Raw genomic sequence first — 19,207 nt, 5'->3', positions numbered from 1 at the left:
CCGGCCCTTTCTTGCCCCATCGAGATGCCGGCCCTGCCTCACGACGAGCGGGCCGGTTCGCCCTATCTCCCATGACGCAGCGTTTGCCTGATGGCGTACGGAGGACGGGATCAAGTGACATCGACGCCGGTTGTCGGTCGCGAAGCGGCGCCTTTGCCTGTGATGGCGCTGTTGGGGGCCATGGTGTCGATCCAGATCGGCGCCACTTTCGCCAAGAGCCTGTTTCCGGTGATCGGCGCGCAGGGCACGACGACGCTGAGGCTGGTCGTCGGCGCGCTGATGCTGATCGCCGTGCTACGGCCCTGGCAGATGCGGCCTTCGCGCGCCACCGTGCCGTGGCTGGTCGCTTATGGGGTAACGCTGTGCGCGCTCAACCTCCTGTTCTACGCCGCGCTCGCCACGATTCCGCTCGGCGTTGCGGTGGCGCTGGAGTTTTCGGGACCGCTGCTGGTGGCGACGCTGACCTCGCGGCGCGCCGGCGACTTTGCCTGGATCGCGTTGGCGGTCGCCGGCATCGTGCTGTTGTCGCCCTTCATCCGTTCGTTCCAGCCGCTCGATCCGACTGGGGTGATGCTGGCGCTGGCGGCTGGCGGTTTCTGGGCGCTCTACATCGTGCTGGCGCAGAAGGCGGGCGCCGAGCTCGGCACCCGCACCACCGCCTACGGCATGGCGATCGCCGCCGTGCTGGTGCTTCCTTTCGGCGTGGCGCAGGCGGGAGCTGGCCTGCTCGCGCCGTCGATCCTGGTCAGTGCCTTGCTCGTCGGCCTGTTCTCGAGCGCGCTGCCGTTCTTTCTGGAGATGGTGGCGCTGACCCGGATGCCGGCCCGCATCTACGGCACGCTGACCTGCCTGGAGCCAGGATTGGGCGCGCTGGCCGGCTTCCTGTTCCTGCATGAGAGCCTGACCGCGCCGCAACTGGCCGGCATCGCCGCCGTCATCGTCGCGGCCGCCGGCACCGCACTGACCTCGAAGCCGCCGGTGCCGTCGCCGGAGTAGGGCGGATCAGCGTGCAGGTTCGTGCTGCAAACCCGGTTTCGCCACCGTCGTTCAGAACTTCACGCCCAGATCGACCTTCGCGCCCTGGTCGACCGTGCCACTGCCGAACTGGCCGGTATAGGACAAGCCGAGCGTCGCATTGGCCGACATGTTGAGATCGAGGCCGGCCTCGATCACCGCGGCATCCCTGGCGATCGGCACGCCGGCGATGGTGAATTGATCGCCGCCGGCGAAGGCGAAAGCGGAGGTCGGCGTGACATCGCCGAAGGCGTGACGCCAGCCGAGCATGCCGCGAGCGGTGGCATCGATGCCGCCAAGCGCGAAGTCGGTCGCGCCGCGAAGGCCGAGCGTGGTGAAGGTGGCGTCGTTGTTTGTGCTGGCGCTGGTCAACGCCGCGGCAGCACCCGTTTCGGTGAAGCCGTCGGTGTGCACGCTGACATAGGCGAGGTTGGCGAAGGGTTCGAAATGGAAGCCACTGGCATCAGCCTTGTAAGCGAGTTCGCCGAACACTTGCGCGGTGCCGGCGTCGTAGTCCGCCGACAGTTGATCGGCAAAGCCGTTGAAAGCAGCCGAGCGCCTGGTCGAGATGCTGCTCCAGCTATAGGCTGCACCGCTGCGGAAGGCGATGGCACCCCAGTTGGTGCCGCCATAGAGACCGAGATGATAGCTATCACCCTTGCCCGATGAATCGCGGTCGTCGGCATCGAAGGAGGAATGGCCGTAGCCGCCGATGAGGCCGACACGCCAGCCGCCGACCAAAGTGTCGGCGCCGGCCAACAGGCCGCCGGTCGAGCGGTCGAAGGCGGCGGCATTGCCGTCGCTGTCGGTGTTGCTCCACGAACCGAACACCTGGCCCCAGACAGCGAAGCGGTCGGTATCGGCCGCCACCATTTCCGGCCCACCCTCGCCATAGGCCATGACCGGCAGCGCCGCCGCGCCGCCATCGCCAAAGGCAGCAGCAATGCGATTGCTGGCGGCGTCGCGGACGAAGCGGCTGTCTTCAAGCAGCATGCCCTTGGCCGAGGCATGGATTTCCCCGGAAAGCTGGTCGAAGGCGTCCTGGGCGGCTGCTTCGCTCGGCAAAGCAAATATCGCATCGAACAGCGGATTACCGCTGCCAAGACTTTCGGCACCACCGCCGGTGGCGATCTGGTTGGGTGTCAGGCCGACCTCGGCGAAGGATTTTGCCTGCGTCGCGTCGAGATAGACATGCGTCGGGTCGTAACTCGCGAAAAGGCCGGTGAACGGGCCTAGGCCGCTGAGCGTGTAGGTGCCGGTGACGCCCATGTCTGCCTGCAGCACGGTGTAATGCGTGCCCGCCACGTAAGGTGCTGCGTTGGTCTTGATCACGTCGAGGACCGCACCGGCGGCGATCGTCGCCGTGCCCGTCGCGTGGATGAGATCGGACTGGCCGGTCGAGGTCAGCTCGACCTGGTAGATCGAGGCCGCCGCCTGGTCGAGATTGCCGGCGACGTGGAGCGTACCGATCGAATTGCCGGGGGCGATGATGCCGCCCGACCGCGCCATGACACCGCCCACCGTGCCGTTGCCGCCCAGCGTGCCACCGAAGATCGTCACCAGCGAATTGGCCAGCGAACCATTTACGGCCAGCCGCCCGCCATCCACATTGGTGGCACCGGTGAAGCCGCTCGAATCGGCGGTGAGGTTCGTCGCGCCGGCGATCTGGTTGATCGTGCCTGCGCCACCGATCGCCGACGCGAAGGCGTAGTTCGTATCGGTGTGGTTGAAGTTGATCGCACCCGCGCCCGGCCCGAACTGGACGCTCGCCGCATTGAGCGTGCCCGCGGCCGCCGCTGGCGATCCGCTCGCCGCACCGATGTTGAGCGTGCCGACGGAGCCCGCCATGGCGGCGATGTTGACCACGCCGCCGCTCGACACCGCGCCGCCATTGGCAATCGTCAGCGTGCCTGTTCCACTAACGCCGACATCAAGATCTCCGCTGCTGGCCCATGTCGAGCCTGTGCCGTCGACCGCTACCGTGCCGACCGAACCTGCGGCGTAGCCAACCAAGCCCAAGCCATTGCTGACCACGCCGCCTTTCGAAACCGTCACCGTGCCCGTGCCAAAGCCTCCGACATAGAGGTCCCCGCTGTTCGTCCACTTCGATCCCGCGCCGTCAACCGCCGCCATGCCGGTCGAACCGGCAACGTAGCCGATATAGCCCCAGCCATTGCTGACCGTGCCGCTGTTCGAGATCGTCAGAGTACCCGTGCTGAAACCGCCTACGAACAGGTCCGAGCTGTTGTTCCAGGCCGACCCCCCGCCGTCGACCGTCACCGTGCCGGTCGAGCCAGAGAATGCGCCCACATAGCCTGTGGTATCGCTAACCTTGCCGCCGTTCGAGATATTCAGCGTGCCAGTACCCTGATCGCCGACGAACAGGTTGGAACTGTTTGTCCAGGTCGATCCCCCGCCGTCGACGGTCACTGTGCCGGCGGAACCCGAACCGAAACCAACGAAGCCCAGGCCACTGTTGACCGCGCCGCCGTTGAGGATGTTCAGTTCGCCCGTGCCGGCGAAACCGACGAAAAGGGCTACGCTGGCCCAGGTCGAGCCTATACCGTCGACCGTTGCCGTGCCGGTGGAGCCCGCAACGTTGGCTAAAATGCCGTTCTGATTGCTGACCGCGCCCTTGTTCGAGACCGCCAGCGTACCCGTGCCCTGATCGCCAACGATGAGGTCCGAACTGTTTGTCCAGGTCGAGCCGGCACCGTCGACGAATACGATGCCGGTCGAGCCCGCCTTCGCGCCAACAGTTGCCCAACTGTTGCTGACCGCGCCGCCTTGCGTGATCTGCAGAGCGCCCTTGCCGAAATCGCCGACGATCAGCGACCCGCTGTTTGTCCAGGTTGAGTCGACGACTATCACGATGCCGGTCGAGCCCGCCGACTTGCCAACATAGGCCTTGTCATTGCTGACAGCGCCGCCGTTGCTGATCGCTAGCGTGCCGGTGCCGAAATCGCCGACAGCCAGGTCGGAACTGTTGGTCCAGGTCGAGCCGGCATTTTCGATGAACACGCTGCCGGTCGAGCCGGCATTCGCGCCAATAGTCCCCCCATTGGAGCTGACGTCGCCGCCATGGCTGATCGCCAGAGTGCCGGTGCCGAAATCGCCGACACTCAGCGATCCGCTGTTTGTCCAGGTCGAGTTGTCGACGAACACCTTGCCGGTCGAACCCGCGGAGGCGCCAATATAACCTGAAGTATTGCTGACCTTTCCGCTGTTCGAGACCATCAACGTACCTGTCCCGTCGACGCCGACGGACAAGTTCCCGCTGTTGAGCCAGGTTGAGCCGATGCCATCGACCATCACCTTACCGGCTGAATCGGTGCTGTAGCCCACCATGGCATCAGCATTGCTAACCACACCGCCGTTGGTGATTATCAACGCGCCGTCGCCATCATGGCCGACATAGAGCGTTCCATTGTTTGTCCAGGTGGCATCATCGATCGTCGCCGAGCCGATCGAATCTGAATATTGGCCAATATAGGCGCTGTCGCTGATGACGTTGCCGCCGTTGGAAACCGTTACCGCACCAACGCCGGAACTGCCGACCGTGAGGCTATCAGTGTTAAGCCACGTTGAGCCGGCGCCATCGATCTTTACGACGCCTTGAACGTTGCTGCCGCCCGCAACAATACCCACAGCATCCGTCACGACACCGCCATTGAGGATATCGAGCGTAGCCAGCCCGAAACTACCAACCACCAAACTGCTGCTGGTCCACGAGGAACCCGCACCTGTTACGGTGACATCAGAAGTGGAGTTATCCCCCCAGGATAAGAATGCTCGGTCGGTCGTCAACGTGCCGTTCGAAATGACAAGGCTGCCGTCCGAAGAAGCTACAAAGCCAAGGTAAATATCGTCGGCAAAAGCGTTGCCAGCGTTGATAACAGTCGGATTCGGTGTCGAATTGCTGATATATACAATATCGGCCGCCGTCGGCACTGACCCAGCGTTCCAGTTTCCGGCGGTAAACCAATCCGTGGAGGTGGTGCCGGTCCAGGCATCGGCCGCCGTCGCGGCGATCGGCTGGCCGAGTCCGACCAGCGCGGTCGACGTCAGCGCCAGATATTTCCATGCGTTAGCCCTGCGGCCACCAAAACCATTCTGCGGCATCCAAACCCCTGACATGATAGTCATTTCACCCTGAGGCTGACATGTCATTGGAGCTCGGGCTTGTCTTGGGCAGGGGCGCACTGGAATTGGACTGGAGCGAAAAGCCCTGCCTTTTGCGCGCACTGTGGCAGTTCTGCGCCACGATCGCGCAGGTGCCGCTCCACCGGCCTCTCAAAGAGAGAATCGGACGCCGCGCCAGGGCCGGCCACAGAAAATGCCGCAACCCTATCTGGCGCTGGTCGGCGTATAGCCGAAACGGCGACGAAAGCAGCGATTGAAATACGATACATCGCTGAACCCGCTCGTCATCGCGATATCGCTGACCCGCATGTCGCTGTGTCTCTGAGAGAGCATCCTGTGGGCGCTCTGCAACCGCAGTTCGAGAACGCGCTCGGAGAAGCTCACTCCGGTTTCCTGAAGGAGATCATGGACGTAGCGCGCCGACAGGCCGAGCTGTTGCGCGACACCTTGGGCGGAGATGCCAGGATCGGCGAAATCCTCGGCAATCGTTGCCAGGATCGCCTCCAGCCTGGCGGCGCGCAGGCCGCGAAGGCCGACCAATTCGGCAGCCCGGCCTTTCGCCCCGGTCACCAGGCCGATCAGGTCCACGATCGTGTCCGTCGCATGGGTTATGAGATCGGCCGAGGCGAGCGGGCTGCCGCTTTCAAAAAGCTCGCAATAGCGCTTGAGAAGATCGAGGGCTTCGTTGTCGGCGCCGATCTTCAACCCCAGCCGGTCGTCGATCTGCGGGAAGGCGCGCATGAGGACCGCGCGTGGGACCACCACATTGGTCCAGATATTGCTGTCGGCACCGGTCATTTTCAGCGCCTCCGAGGCCGTGACGAGGACCGCTTCTCCCCGACCGACGGCATATTCGCGGCCGACCTGCACGCCCGACAAGAGGGTGTCGGCCTTGTTGATCAACAGCAAATAGCCGTCATTGTCGTCCTCGGCGATGTTGCTCGCCTTCCTTGTCGCCTGCTTGATCGTTCCGGACATCTGACCGAGAACCAGTGAACCGACAGCCGTGGCTTCGATCGAGGCCTCGAAGGGCAGGTTTTCCGATATGCCGTATTCCACCGACCATATTTCCGCGACGTGGATGTCCTGCCACAGGGAAAATCGCTCGCGTTCGTCAAGATGCGGTGGCAACTGAGCCGATGAAAACACCGTCTTTCGCGACAATGGAAAACCTCGATAAAGTATCCGCGCTTAAAAAATACCGATCGCCATACTTTCAATCGGCAGAATAACCGGCAACAGTGGCGGCTGGCGTCAAGCAATCGAGTTGAATCCTAATCGAGATCGGCCAGGAGTGGCGTCATCCAAAAGTATGACGCCACAAAATTCTCCGAGGCGAGATCGCAATGTGTCTGGAGGCGTGGTGGAGAGGCTGAGCAGCGAAGTCCTTGGTTCCATTATCGGCGATATTTACGATTGCGTTTTGAACCCGGAAGGCTGGGCCGGCGTCATGACCCGGATCACGACCGCCATGGACGCGGCCTATACAACCATCGCGCTCGCCAGCACCGCCGACAATCATGGCCGCTTCGCCGCTCAATCGCCTTGGGATCCCGTGCAAATGCGCGTGCTCCAGGATTATGACTTTGACGCAATTCCCGGTCTGAAGATGTCGGTCGTCGGCGATGTCGACACGCCTGTCGCGACGCTGTCGCTGATGAGCGAAGCCGAACTCGGGCAGACGGCATTTTTTCAGAACTGGGCCAAACCTCAGGGACTGCGCGAAGCCTGCATCACCAAGTTCGTCCACACATCGGACCGGATCGGGCTCATGGGTTGCACCACATGGGCCGACAGGGGGATCATATCAGCCGAAGACCAACATTTCCTGGCGTTGCTCTCGCCGCATCTGCGCCGTGCTTCCCTGATCGGAGACCTGCTCGACCAGGCTCGCGTTACCGCCAGCCTTTACCGCCAGGCGCTCGACAATCTCGCAGTGCCTGTCGTGCTTGCCGGCGCCAACGGGGCCATCCTCCATGCCAATGGCGCTGCCGAACGGATGTTGTCGGCGCAAGGTCCGATTCTTTCCAGGAACGGCCTACTCCAGGCGCAGAATCCGGCGGTCGCCCGCGCCCTGCTGGAAGCGATCGCCAGCGCCGCGAACGCGGATGCTTCGCTTGGCGCCCGGGGCATAGGACTGCCGGTCTCGGCCCCAGGCCGGCCGCCCGCTGTCGCCTATGTGCTGCCGCTGACCGAAGGAACCGCGCGCGCGGCTTTCCGGCCGGCATGCGCGGCTGTCTTCATATCGACCACAACGTCGGCTTCTCCTCTCCCGGAGGCCGTCCTGACCACGCTGTTCGACCTTACGCCCGCGGAGGCGCGGGTCCTGCTGCGGATCGGCAGCGGATTGTCGGCGTCGAAGAGCGCTTTGTCGCTCGGCATCGGCGAAAACACCTTGAAGACACACCTCAATCGTATCTTCGCCAAAACCGGGACGAGACGCCAAGCCGACCTCGTCAAGCTCGTCTCGGACATAGGCACGCCCCTGGCAGCGCATTGAGGCTGAAGGCGTAGTCCGCAGCGCGAGATCGGCTCACCGCCTCCAGAGCGGCTCCGGCGCGAAGCGCTCGCTCGCCGGGATCGCGCCTGGCCGCCCCCCTCTGGCCTGCCGGCCATCTCCCCCTCAAGGGGGGAGATTACTCGCTTCCACCGCTCAGATCAGCTTCTCCAGCGTGATCGGCAAGTCGCGCACCCTTTTCCCCGTCGCGTGGAACACCGCGTTGGCGATCGCCGGCGCCACGCCGACGATGGGCAGTTCGCCGACGCCCTTGCCGCCGAGCACAGAGGAGTGCGGGTCGGGGATGCCGACCGAAATCACCTCGATGTCGGGAATGTCGGCATTGGTCGGCACCAGATAGTCGGCGAGGTTGTTGTTGACGATGCGGCCGTGGCGGCGGTCGATGATGCCTTCTTCCAGCAACGCCTGGCCGATGCCCATGATGATGCCGCCCTTCCACTGGCTTTCCGCCAGCTTCGGATTGTAGAGCCGTCCCGAATCCAGCGCCGACACGACGCGCGAGACCCGCACGGTGCCGAAATCCTCGTCGACCCGGACCTCGATGAAATGCGCGCACCAGGAGTGGCGGGAATAGTCGCCTTCGGTGTGCGGCAGCGCCATGGCGATGGTGGTGTAGTTCCTGTAGCGGTCCTCGGCACTCGAATTGGCCGGCATGGTATCGCCTGTCGCCTCGATGCGATCGCGGCCGACGCTTTTGAGGAGCTCGGCGATCGACACATCGGGGCCGTCGCCACGCGGTGCGGTGATGCGGCCATTGGCGACGACCAGCGTGTTGGCCTGCAGCGCATGGAAGGGCGAGCGCGGGTCGCTGATCGCCAACCCGACCAACTGGTCGAGCGCCGAGGTCGCGGCCTTGTAGACGGCACCGGTCATGACGCCGGCCAGGCGCGAGCCGCCTGCGACGCCGGCGCGGGGAAAGCGGGAATCGCCCAGCTTCACCACGACGTCGTCGGCCGGCACGCCCACCGTCTCGGCCGCCGTCTGCGCCAGGATGGTGTAGGTGCCCTGGCCCATGTCGATCGAGGAGCTTTCGACCTCCACCGAGCCGTCGGCCAGGATGCGCACGATCGCCTCGCCATAGGCGCGCCGCACCGGATAGGTACCGGCGGCCACGCCCCAGCCGATCAGCTGGTTGCCGTCGCGCATCGAACGCGGCTCCGGTGAGCGCCTGGCCCAGCCGAAGCGCTCGGCGCCCGTGGCAAAAGCCTCGCGCAACTGCCTGGTGGACCAGGCTTTTTTCACTTCCGGGTCCTGCTCGGCATAGTTCCGCAGCCGGATCTCCAGCGGGTCGATGCCAACCTCATAGGCGAGCTCGTCGATGGCGCTTTCGATGCCGAAGGCCGAAGGGTTCTCGCCCGGCGCGCGCATGGCGCCCGGCACCACGGAATTCACCCGCACGACGTTCTGCCGGGACGAAAAGTTCGGCGTCGCGTACATGATCGAGGTAACCGAGGCCAACGGCTCCACCCACATGCCATCGATCGACGTTTCATTGACGCCGCGATGCACGATCGACTGGATTTTTCCTTCCGCATCCGCGCCGAGCGCCACCGTCTGGCGCGTCGCGGCGCGGCCGCCATAGCCGGTGAAGGTCTGCGGGCGCGTCATCACCAGGCGCACCGGCCGGCCGAGCATTTTGGCTGCACTCGCGGCAACCGCGCCGTGGCCGAGCGCCAGCGCCTTGGAGCCGAACCCGCCGCCAATATAGGGCGAGACCAGCCGCACATTCTCGAACGGCACATCGAACCACTCGGCATAGGTGCGCGCCATGCCGTCGAGCCATTGGCTCGGCTCCCACACGGTGAGCCGGTCGCCCTCCCAGCGGGCGATCAGGCCGTGCGGCTCCATCGGCGCCTGGTATTCGCGCGGCGTGTTGTAGGCGGCGCAGATCCGGACCGGGGCGGACGCAAAGGCAGCCTGCGCGTCGCCCCATTCCTTGGTCATGGCCTCGATCGGAATGCCGTCGCCGGCTTTGGCATCGTTGAGGTCGACGATGGCCGGCGTCTCGTCATAGTCGACCTTGACGAGGGCCGCTGCCGCAACCGCCTGCTCGAAGGTTTCGGCGACCACGGCGGCGACATGCTGGCCCGAAAAGCTGATGTCGCGCGCCAGCGGGCAATAAGGCTTGTCGGGCGGGGGCGTGCCGAACCAGTCCGACGCGGTTTTCAGGGCCATGATGGTGTCCGGCGTCAGCACTTGCAGCACGCCGGGCGCCGCCTCAGCCTGCGCCGTATCGATGGCGCGCACCTTGCCGGACGCGACCGTGCTGTCGACCAGCACGGCATAGGCCAGGTCTTCGAGCTGCTGTTCGACGGCGTATTTGGCCGCGCCGGTGATCTTGGCCGGGCCGTCGACGCGCGACAGCCGGCCTCCGACGGCTTGTGCCAGCACGCCGTCGGAGGCGTCGCCATGTCTTGCGATGTGAACGGTCATGCCGCTTCTCCCAGTTTGAGGATCGCTCTGGCCACGACGCGCGGCGCGAGCTCGATCTTGTAGTGGTTGGCGCCATGGTCGACGGCGCCCTCGACGGCGAGCAGGCTGGCCGCGCGGACAGCCGCAGGCTCCAGCACCTTGCCTTTCAGCGCCTCTTCCACGGCGCGCGCCCGCCAGGGCTTCGTGGCAACGCCGCCGAGCGCGACGCGCAGGTCGCGGACGGTGCGCCCGTCGGCCTCGAGTTCGAGGCCGACGGCGGCACTGGCGGCGGCGAACTCGTAAGACTGCCGGTCGCGGACCTTCACGTAGCTCGAGCGGCGGGCGGCGGCGGATCCCGGGATTTCGATGGCGGTGATCATCTCGCCCGGTTCGATCGCGTGTTCCTTCTGAGGCGTGGTGCCGGGCAGCAGGAAAAAGTCGTCGACCAAGACGCGGCGTTCTCCGAGATGGACCACCGCATCGAAGGCGACCAGCGCGGTGGCGAGATCGCCGGGATAGGTGGCGATGCAGGCCTCGCTGGTGCCGAGCACCGCATGGCCCCTGGTGACGCCGCCGATCGCCGAACAGCCGCTGCCGGGCTCGCGCTTGTTGCAGGCGGCAAAATTCGAGGGATCGCGGAAATAGGGGCAGCGTGTGCGCTGCATCAGATTGCCGCCGACGGTCGCCATGTTGCGGAGCTGCGCCGAAGCCGCCTGCCACAGCGCCTCCGAGACAGCGGGAAAGCCGCCCTTGATGCCGGCATGGTCGGCGACATGGCTCATGCTGGCGAGCGCGCCGATGACGGCGCCGCGCTCGTCGATCTCGATGGTGTCCAGCCCCTTGAGATGGGTGATGTCGACCAAGCTGTCGGGCTCGGCGACGCCGCATTTGGCGAGGTCGATCAGCGTCGTGCCGCCGGCCAGCAGCATGGCGCCGGGCAGGGCGGCCGCCTGGCGTGCGGCGTCGACGGAGTTGGCGCGAAGATAGGAAAAATCCCTCATGACGCGGCCTCCAGCGCTGCTTGGCGCACGGCGGCGACGATGTGCGGATAAGCGCCGCAGCGGCAGAGATTGCCGGCCATGTATTCGCGGATCTCGTCATCGGAGCCGGCATGGCCCTCGCGGATGCAGGCGACCGCCGACATGATCTGGCCCGATGTGCAATAGCCGCACTGGAAGGCGTCCCGATCGAGGAAGGCAGCCTGCACGGGATGCAGTTCGCCCTCCCGTGCAAGCCCCTCTATGGTGGTGACGGTGCGGCCTTCGGCCTGTGCCGCGAGCGTCAGGCAAGCCAGCACGCGCTCGCCGTCGACATGCACGGTGCAGGCGCCGCACTGGCCGTGGTCGCAGCCCTTCTTGGTGCCTGTCAGGCCGAGGCGGTCGCGCAAGGCGTCGAGCAGTGTGACGCGCGGTTCGAGGTCCAGCGTATGCGGCTGGCCGTTGATATCGAGATGGACGGGGATTGTGGTGTTCGTCATGGGCGTCTGGCTCCAGTTGCTTGACGCTGAGGGAAATGAAGTGGTGTCGGGGCGGGGAAGGGCAAGGCGCAATGTGGTCAGCTTGGCCGATCTCCCCCCGTGCGGGGGGAGATTACGCTCTTCGGCGCCTTCACCAATCCCTGACGGAAATCGGCTTTGGCTTGCAAGCTTTCAGCACGTGACATACCGGTTCCCCTGATTATATGATAAAGGTGCTCCACTAAAGCGGAGGTGCCTCCGTTTATTACGTGGGGGCTGACCCGATGGGGTTCAAGCCCCATATTTCGACAGTGGAGAAAAAATTGGCCGCAGAGCCGTCCGCCATCCCCGACCAGAAGACCGCAGAGGCCAAGCCGCTGCGCGCCGACGCGCAGCGCAACCGCGACCGGCTGGTCGAGGTGGCGGCGTCGGTCTTCGCCGAGCGCGGGATCGACGCCTCGCTGGAGGAGATCGCGCGCCGCGCGGGCGTCGGCATCGGCACGCTCTACCGGCATTTCCCGACACGCGAGCACCTGGTCGAGGTGGTCTACCGCCGCGAGGTGGAGGGGCTGTGCGCGGCCGCCGGCGAACTGGCGGCAAAGCATCCGTCCGACGTGGCGCTGGAAGAATGGATGCGGCGCTTCGTCGACTATATCGCCACCAAGCGAGGGCTTGCGACCAGCCTGCGGATCCTGTTGACGGCGAATGCCAATCTCTATTCCGACACGTCGGGTCGGGTCTCGGCGGCGTTGCGGCAATTGGTCGAGGCGGCGGTGGCCGAGGGCACCATCCGTGGCGATGTCGACGCGTCCGACGTGCTGCACGCGCTGGGCGGCATCTATTCGGCGCCCGACACCCCGGATTGGCGCGATCGCTCGCGCCGGCTGGTCCGGCTGCTGATGGACGGATTGCGGTTCGGCGCCGCCAAGGCTAGGTGAGGGCGACTGGAGACTGGCCTGCGGCTAGCGGGCACGTCCGCGATTTGGGGGCATCTTATGTATGTGGGCCGTTCCTACAAGGTGATGGATTTCGCGCTCTGGTCGCGGCGCAGCGTCATCTACATGGTGGTGGTGAGCGGACTGGCGGTGGCCGCCTACCGTTTTCCCGGACTTGCCGGGTTCTCGGTGCCGTGGTCTGTCGTGCTGGTGCTCGGCACCACGGTGTCACTGGTTGCGGGCTTCAAGAATTCGCAGGTGTTTACCCGCAGCGGTGAAGCGCTGCAGGCCTTTGCGCAAATCACGGCCAGCAGCCGGTTGTGGTCCAATTTCTGCAGGGACTTCACCGACGCCCCGACAGCGAAGCAACTCATCTATCGCCACATCGCCTGGATGACGGCGCTGCGTTTCGCGCTGCGGCGGCCGATGCCATGGGAATCCATGGCGCGGGCCGCCAATATCGAATACCGGCGGCGTTACCATGTCCAGGAGGATACGGGCTCGATCACCGACGAATTGCGGCCGTTGCTAGCCGAGCAGACCGGGGGCGTCCTGAAATCGCCCCGCCCGGCGATCGCCTTGCTCGAAATGCAATCGGTGCAGGTCAACGGCTTGTTCAAGGACGCCAAAATTCCTCCGCAGATCTATGGCGAACTGACAAAACTCATCCGCGACTTCCACGACCAGCAGGCGCGCTGCGACCGCATCAAGAACAATCCCTATCCCCGCCAATACGCCATCGTCAGTTCCATGTTCGTCATGATCTTCTGCACGCTGTTGCCGTTCGGCGTCGTTCCGGTCTTCGCCGAGATGGGCAAATTCGGCGGCGCGCTGGGCTCGATCGCGATCTGGCTGACGATCCCGTTCAGCACGCTGCTGGGCTGGGCATACATGTCGCTCGACCAGGTCGGCGAGAGCAGCGCCAACCCTTTCGAGGGCAACGCCAACGATGTGCCGATCTCGCAGATCTGCCGCGACATAGAGATCGAAATGCGGACCGGGCTCGGCGAGATCGACCTTCCCGCGCCATTGCTGCCTGTCAACGACATCGCGACGTAAGGCCAGTGCCTTACGGCGATAAGCGCGAACCGCCCGGGCGTCATTGGCGATGTGTTTCGCCCCGGGCGGCGCGTCGGCGCCGCCGTCGAAGCGTCAGGTCTTTTCGGGCGTGCACCAGGGGCAGCCCTTGGCGGGTTGCGACGGCTCGTCGCCGCGCCGTGTCGGCTCCGCCTCGATCGGCTCCCGTGTGTCGGGACCGTGCGTCTCACTCGTCCGTGTCATGGTTCTTCTCCTTGATGGGTTGCATCGGCGATTCAAGCTGCTTGCGCAATGCTCTGTTTTTGCAGAGTTTTCTCCAAGCGCGTTGCTTTCTCCCGGCCCGCCTGCCTGTTGGAAATCACGCGCAGCCAAGGCGCCAGATGGAAGGCGCTCATCAGCAGGTACATGGCCGGCATGCCGGTGAGCGGCGAAGAGGTGCCCATGCACAGCATCGCCGCATCGCCGCCGAAGATGCCGGCCAGCAGCGCCATCAGGGCGAAGATCGGCGCTGCGGCGAGGCCCAGCCAGTCGGCGATGCCGAGGCGGGCCGCGTCCTGATCGGGACAGCGGCGGGCGTCTGTATGGATGTCGCTCATGTCTTTCTCCTCGGTTGCGCATTGGCGCAAGCCCGGAAAGCAGCAGCAGTTCTGGGAAAGCTGCCGCCTTGTGAAGAGCGTCCGGCCGCGCTTGCGTGGAGCCGGCGCTCTAGCCAGGCTCTACTGGACGTCCTTGTTGCGGAACGCCGCCTCGCCGGCAGCAGACACTTCGTCCCATTTCCTGTCCGGCGCGGTGTCTGCGTCGTAATTGTCGCTCCAGTTCCACCATTTGTAGGTCGGGGTCTGCGGATAGCCTTCGGGCGAGTCCTCCCAGACCTCCTGGCGGCCGAGCGGCGTGGCGTCGAGGTAGCTCCAGACGGTGCCCATCGCCTCGTCGCCGCGGTTGTTGATCAGATAGGTGCGGAAGATGCGGTCCCCGTCGCGGATGAAGACGTTGTGGCCGTGCCATTCGTCGACGCCGAAATCTTTGTCGAAGCTGTCGGTGATGGTGTACCAGGGCATTGCCCAGCCCATCCGCTTCTTCAACCGCGCAATGTCGGCCTGCGGCGCGCGCGAGGCGTAGGCTAGCGTGGTGTCGCGGGCGTTGAGATGGGCGAGGTTAGAGACCTGGTCGGCGCCCAGCGAGCAGCCGCGGCAGGCGTGATCGGGCCAGCCATACACACCGGGCTCGAAGAAGGCGCGGTAGACGATCAACTGGCGGCGGCCCTCGAACAGGTCAAGCAGGCTCGCCTTTCCGTTGGGTCCTTCGAACGTGTAGTCCTTCTCGACGGCCATCCACGGCATGCGGCGGCGCTCGGCGGCCAACGCATCCTTGGCGCGGAGCGTCGCCTTCTCCTTTACGAGCAACTGCTGGCGCGCCGCCTCCCATGCTTGCTGGGAAACGATCGGCGGTGTGTGCATTTGCTTGGTCATGGCTTTTGCCTCGCTGTTCCGGTTTGATGTGACGGGACTGACATAGCGCCGGACAGCGGGATGGTGAGAGTTACAAGTATGGCGGGATTCGCCGTGGCGGGATTTTGATGGATTCGCTGATCACGGCCGCGGGGCTGTTGCTGGCGGCGGGTGATCCGCTCGGCGCGCTCGACCGCGTGGCGTTGCGCGAGGACGCGCCGGCGCTGGCGCTGCGCGGCATCGCCATGGCGCAGCTCGGCGATCTCGACCGGGCCAGGGCTCTGCTGCGGCGGGCGGGGCGCACCTTCGGGCCGAGGGAAGCGGTGGCGCGCGCCAGATGCGTCATCGCCGAAGCCGAGATCGCGCTGGTTTCGCGCGACCTCGGCTGGCCGGCCAAGGCGCTCGACGCGGCGCGGGCGACGCTGGAAAAGCAAGGCGACCGGCTGAACGCCGCGCATGCGCGGCACCTGGAAGTGCGATTCCTGTTGCTGATCGGCCGTCTCGACGAGGCCGAGCAGGTGCTGGCCGGGCTCGATGCGACGCCGTTTCCGCCGGCTTCGCGGGCCGCGCACGAGCTGGTCGTCGCCGGCATCGCCATGCGGCGCCTCAGGACGAAGACCGCGCGCGCGGCACTCGAGCGGGCCCGCCACGCCGCATGGCGGGCCGGCATTCCCGGACTGATGGCCGAGGTCGACAGCGCATTCCGGGTGCTGGCAACGCCGGCGGCGCGGCTGATCGCGAACGGCCAGGAGCATCCGCTGCTGCTCGAGGAAGTCGAGACCTTGCAGGCATCGGAAGCGCTGGTGGTCGACGGTCTTCGTTATGCCGTGCGCAGACAGGAGGCGCGGGCCTCTCTGGCGACGCGCCCGGTGCTGTTTGCGCTGGCGCGCGCGTTGGCCGAGGCCTGGCCCGGCGACATGCCGCGTGCGGCGCTCATCGCCAGGGCCTTCGGCGGCAGGCACGCCGATGAATCGCATCGCGCCCGGCTGCGGGTCGAGATCGGCCGGCTGCGCGCCGAGCTGCGCGGGCTGGCCGACATCCAGGCGACGAAGCGCGGTTTTTCGCTGGCGCCGAAACGGGGCGGCGAAGTGGTGGTGCTGGCGCGGCCTCTCGAGGAGCGGCATGCGGCAGTGCTCGCCTTCCTCGCCGACGGCGAAGCCTGGTCGAGCTCGGCACTGGCGCTGGCGCTCGCATCCAGCCAGCGCAGCGTGCAGCGCGCGCTGGAGCAGCTTGCCGAGACCGGCAAGGTGCAATGGTTCGGCCGCGGCCGGGCGCGCCGCTGGATGACGCCGCCGGTGGCGGGTTTCACGACCACCTTGTTACTCCCGGCGCCGTTGCCGAGCGGCTAGGAATGGATCACACGATCAAAAGGTGAGGATGAAGACATGAAACATGCGGCGGCCGAAATCCTGCGTGAATACGGCCCCTTTGCGGGCGTGGACAGCGTGCATGGGGTGAGCTTCGATGGGCAGAACGTCTGGTTTGCCTCGGGCAAGGGGCTCACCGCCTTCGACCCGGAGAGCGGGCAGGCGGTGCGCTCGATCGATGTCGCCGCCCATGCCGGGACGGCCTATGATGGCCAGTACCTCTACCAACTCGCCAAGGACCGGATCCAGAAGATCGATCCCGGCACCGGCGCGGTGCTGTCCACCATTCCGGCGCCCGGCGGCGGCGGCGATTCCGGCCTCACCTGGGCCGAGGGCACGTTGTGGGTGGGGCAGAACCGCCAGCGCAAGATCCACCAGATCGACCCCGAGACCGGGGCGATCCTGCGCGTCATCGAATCCAACCGCTTCGTCACCGGCGTGACCTGGGTCGATGGCGAGCTGTGGCACGGCACCTGGGAAGGCGATCAGAGCGATGTGCGGCGCGTCGACCCGGAGAACGGAGACGTGCTGGAACGGCTCGACATGCCGCCCGGCAAGGGCGTGTCGGGGCTCGAATCCGACGGCGGCGACCGCTTCTTCTGCGGCGGCGGCCCGGGCGGCGTGGTGAGGACCGTGCGCCGACCGAAATGAGGGCTGATCTTTGCGGTGAGCTCACGTGCCGACGCCTGCGGACAAGCGACAGGAGCATCGTCTGTGTCGATCACAGATTCGGCAATTTGTCCGCCGCCGGCTGGCCGTTGCCCGATGCCGGGCCTAGATAGGCTGGACCATCTTCGCAGAGGACCAGACCATGCCTGAACAGATTTCGTTGAACGACGGCTCGACCATTCCCCGGCTCGGCCTTGGCGTGTGGCAAGTCGATCCCGCTATCACCGCCAAGGTGGTGGGTTGGGGGATCAAGGCCGGCTACAGGCTGATCGACACCGCCGAAGGCTACCAGAACGAGAAGGGCGTCGGGGAGGCGATCCGGGGCGCGGGCGTGCCGAGGGGCGAGCTGTTCATCACCTCGAAGCTGCGCAACGGCGCGCACCAGCGCGATGCCGCATTGCGCGCCTTCGAGGATACGATGGACAAGCTCGGTATCGAACAGATCGACCTGTTCCTCATCCACTGGCCGGTGCCCAGCCAGGACAAATATGTCGAGGCCTGGCAGACATTGGTCGAGCTGCAGAAAGCCGGCCGGATCAAATCGGTCGGCGTGTCGAATTTCAACCGGGATCACCTGGAGCGCATCATCGGCGAAACCGGCGTCACGCCAGCCGTCAACCAGATCGAGCTGCATCCGCGTTTCCAGCAGCGCGAGATCAGGGAGTTCCATGCCCGGCACAACATCCACACCGAAAGCTGGAGCCCGCTCGGCAGCGGCAGGCTGCTCGGCGACGCGACCATAGCAGGCATCGCCGCAAAGCACGGCAAGTCCGCGGCGCAGACGATGATCCGCTGGCACCTCCAGGAAGGGCTGATCGTCATCCCGAAATCGGTCCACCAGGACCGCATATCGGCCAATTTCGACGTCTTCGATTTCGAACTGGACGCGCAGGACCTGAAGGCCATCCGCGGCATGGATTCAGCCGATGGCCGCGTCGGGCCGAACCCTGCGACGGCGGCGTTCTTGTTTTGAGGCCACCAACGTTTTTACTCTACGGCGCCCCCCTCTGTCCTGCCGGACATCTCCCCCACGAGGGGGGAGATCGGCTGTCGTGAATGCTTTCGCCAATTTTCAACTTTGAAAAATGTGGCGCTGGAGCCAAAGCTGCCAATCTCCCCCCTTGTGGGGGAGATGCCCGGCAGGGCAGAGGGGGGCGCTGTCCCGCCAGCCTGTCAGGGCGCGTCTGCCAAACCAGCCGCGATAACGATATGCTGGCAGACATTGTCTATGTCGCGGATGACATCGTCATTCCAGAAGCGCAAGACGATCCAGCCATCCTGTTCCAAGCGTTTGGTTCTGGCCTCGTCAGCATTGGCAAGACCCGGGTCGCCATGTTGTGAACCGTCGACCTCTGCAATCAGCTTTTTCTCCGGGCAGGCGAAGTCTACGATGTAGCCGGCGATGGGGAATTGCCTGCGAAAGCCCAGGCCCATCAGCCTATGCGCACGCAGCTCGTTCCAGAGCTTTAGTTCGGCATCGGTCATGATCCTGCGCATCGATTTCGCGTTAGCGCGGTGTCTTGGGGGCAAGGGTGTGTGTGGCATGGTGTGAGAGGCTTGATGCTGAAGTTGGTCACCAACGTTTTTACTCTACGGCGCCCCCCTCTGTCCTGCCGGACATCTCCCCCACAAGGGGGGAGATTGGCAGCTTTGGCTCCGGCGCTACATTCTTCAACGTTGAAGATTGGCGAAAGCATTCGCGACAGCCGATCTCCCCCTTGTGGGGGAGATGCCCGGCAGGGCAGAGGGGGGCTGTCCCGCCGGCGTCTCAGGAGATCAGCAGCTTCAGTGCCTCAAATCCCCGAGCCGTCGAGCTGCTGGGCGTCGTCGCCTTCCCAGGGCGAGGGCATGGAGGCGCGGGCGAGGTTGGCCGAGGGCATCGGCATCCAGCATTTCAGCTCGGGCTCGGCATATTCGACGATGCGGCCGGGCGAGGAGTCCGACGCGCGCCAGCCTTCTTCGCCGAACTGGTCGCCATCCGACCAATAGGCGAGGTCGACTTCCGCCGGCCCCTGCTCGGACGGCCGGACCGTGACGAGGATCCGGCTGCCGTCCTTGGGCGCGCTTGACATGTGGCGCCAGCGGTCGGGCTCATCCATCGCTCATCCTCCTCGAGATCCATTGCCATGCTTCGAGAGGGATAGTCGCCTCGCGTCCGGAAGCGGTCAACCCGGACTTTTCGCAAACCGGTCCTTGCGGTCGCGACC

Annotated in this window: 17 protein-coding genes; 7 read left to right on the top strand and 10 right to left on the bottom strand. The window is 65.3% G+C overall.

From position 1 onward, the window contains the following. The first annotated feature begins 114 nt into the window (after window positions 1–114). A complete protein-coding gene (locus FJ490_RS14800) occupies window positions 115–996 on the top strand; it encodes a DMT family transporter (protein WP_140500127.1) in 882 nt (293 codons plus the stop codon). A gap of 51 nt (window positions 997–1,047) precedes the next feature. Here the strand turns inward: FJ490_RS14800 and FJ490_RS14795 are convergent, their stop codons facing one another. Continuing rightward, the gene (locus tag FJ490_RS14795) at window positions 1,048–5,136 is read right to left on the bottom strand and encodes an autotransporter domain-containing protein (protein ID WP_281405939.1); all 4,089 of its coding nucleotides are present in this window, start codon (window positions 5,134–5,136) and stop codon (window positions 1,048–1,050) included. A gap of 225 nt (window positions 5,137–5,361) precedes the next feature. Further along, entirely contained in the window at window positions 5,362–6,321 is a 960-nt protein-coding gene (locus tag FJ490_RS14790; protein WP_140728434.1) for an AraC family transcriptional regulator, read from the bottom strand. Between the two features lie 199 nt (window positions 6,322–6,520). Between FJ490_RS14790 and FJ490_RS14785 the strand changes: the two genes are divergently transcribed. After that, window positions 6,521–7,657 (top strand): helix-turn-helix transcriptional regulator, encoded by a 1,137-nt coding sequence (locus tag FJ490_RS14785; RefSeq protein ID WP_140500122.1) that lies wholly within the window; start codon window positions 6,521–6,523, stop codon window positions 7,655–7,657. Window positions 7,658–7,810: 153 nt separating this feature from the next. On the opposite strand, the gene FJ490_RS14780 is transcribed toward FJ490_RS14785, so the two are convergent. From FJ490_RS14780 to FJ490_RS14770, 3 genes are read right to left on the bottom strand one after another with little or no spacing between them, the layout of a single operon-like run. Continuing rightward, the gene (locus tag FJ490_RS14780) at window positions 7,811–10,108 is read right to left on the bottom strand and encodes a xanthine dehydrogenase family protein molybdopterin-binding subunit (RefSeq protein ID WP_140728435.1); all 2,298 of its coding nucleotides are present in this window, start codon (window positions 10,106–10,108) and stop codon (window positions 7,811–7,813) included. Continuing rightward, window positions 10,105–11,088 (bottom strand): xanthine dehydrogenase family protein subunit M, encoded by a 984-nt coding sequence (locus tag FJ490_RS14775; RefSeq protein WP_140728436.1) that lies wholly within the window; start codon window positions 11,086–11,088, stop codon window positions 10,105–10,107. Before FJ490_RS14775 ends, FJ490_RS14780 begins: the two co-directional genes overlap by 4 nt. Beyond that, window positions 11,085–11,564 carry a (2Fe-2S)-binding protein gene (locus FJ490_RS14770; RefSeq protein WP_140728437.1) on the bottom strand — a complete coding sequence of 160 codons (480 nt, stop codon included), beginning with the start codon at window positions 11,562–11,564 and terminating at the stop codon, window positions 11,085–11,087. Before FJ490_RS14770 ends, FJ490_RS14775 begins: the two co-directional genes overlap by 4 nt. A gap of 302 nt (window positions 11,565–11,866) precedes the next feature. Between FJ490_RS14770 and FJ490_RS14765 the strand changes: the two genes are divergently transcribed. Together FJ490_RS14765 and FJ490_RS14760 are read left to right on the top strand one after the other, a co-directional pair. Next, window positions 11,867–12,481 carry a TetR/AcrR family transcriptional regulator gene (locus FJ490_RS14765; protein ID WP_140500115.1) on the top strand — a complete coding sequence of 205 codons (615 nt, stop codon included), beginning with the start codon at window positions 11,867–11,869 and terminating at the stop codon, window positions 12,479–12,481. Between the two features lie 57 nt (window positions 12,482–12,538). After that, window positions 12,539–13,537: a bestrophin family ion channel gene (locus FJ490_RS14760; protein WP_140500113.1), complete on the top strand. Its 999-nt coding sequence runs from the start codon at window positions 12,539–12,541 to the stop codon at window positions 13,535–13,537. A gap of 93 nt (window positions 13,538–13,630) precedes the next feature. Here the strand turns inward: FJ490_RS14760 and FJ490_RS33545 are convergent, their stop codons facing one another. From FJ490_RS33545 to FJ490_RS14750, 3 genes are all read right to left on the bottom strand, one after another. Then, window positions 13,631–13,759, bottom strand: a complete 129-nt coding sequence (locus FJ490_RS33545; protein ID WP_263483591.1) for a hypothetical protein — start codon at window positions 13,757–13,759, stop codon at window positions 13,631–13,633. Window positions 13,760–13,791: 32 nt separating this feature from the next. After that, a complete protein-coding gene (locus tag FJ490_RS14755; protein ID WP_140728438.1) occupies window positions 13,792–14,112 on the bottom strand; it encodes a hypothetical protein in 321 nt (106 codons plus the stop codon). Window positions 14,113–14,232: 120 nt separating this feature from the next. Then, window positions 14,233–14,985, bottom strand: coding sequence for a DUF899 domain-containing protein (locus FJ490_RS14750; protein ID WP_140671010.1), 753 nt, complete (start codon window positions 14,983–14,985; stop codon window positions 14,233–14,235). 107 nt (window positions 14,986–15,092) lie between these two features. Here FJ490_RS14750 and FJ490_RS14745 point away from each other — a divergent pair, with 107 nt between their 5' ends. The 3 genes from FJ490_RS14745 (at window position 15,093) to FJ490_RS14735 (ending at window position 17,973) form a co-directional block, all read left to right on the top strand. After that, window positions 15,093–16,313 (top strand): helix-turn-helix domain-containing protein, encoded by a 1,221-nt coding sequence (locus tag FJ490_RS14745; RefSeq protein ID WP_140728439.1) that lies wholly within the window; start codon window positions 15,093–15,095, stop codon window positions 16,311–16,313. A 36-nt stretch (window positions 16,314–16,349) separates the two neighbouring features. After that, on the top strand, window positions 16,350–16,982 hold the full coding sequence (locus FJ490_RS14740) for a glutamine cyclotransferase (protein ID WP_140521471.1): 633 nt from the start codon (window positions 16,350–16,352) through the stop codon (window positions 16,980–16,982). Between the two features lie 160 nt (window positions 16,983–17,142). Further along, window positions 17,143–17,973: an aldo/keto reductase gene (locus FJ490_RS14735; RefSeq protein ID WP_140657670.1), complete on the top strand. Its 831-nt coding sequence runs from the start codon at window positions 17,143–17,145 to the stop codon at window positions 17,971–17,973. A gap of 200 nt (window positions 17,974–18,173) precedes the next feature. Here FJ490_RS14735 and FJ490_RS14725 read toward each other — a convergent pair whose 3' ends face one another. Next, entirely contained in the window at window positions 18,174–18,545 is a 372-nt protein-coding gene (locus FJ490_RS14725) for an endonuclease domain-containing protein (RefSeq protein ID WP_140521473.1), read from the bottom strand. 248 nt (window positions 18,546–18,793) lie between these two features. Next, a complete protein-coding gene (locus FJ490_RS14720) occupies window positions 18,794–19,099 on the bottom strand; it encodes a hypothetical protein (protein ID WP_140500102.1) in 306 nt (101 codons plus the stop codon). Window positions 19,100–19,207: the final 108 nt, after the last annotated feature.

This window comes from Mesorhizobium sp. B2-5-11 (assembly GCF_006440835.1).
In the GTDB taxonomy this organism is placed as follows: domain Bacteria; phylum Pseudomonadota; class Alphaproteobacteria; order Rhizobiales; family Rhizobiaceae; genus Mesorhizobium.
Note: the sequence above shows the minus strand (reverse complement) of the source record. Positions and strands in the feature narration are given on the sequence as shown.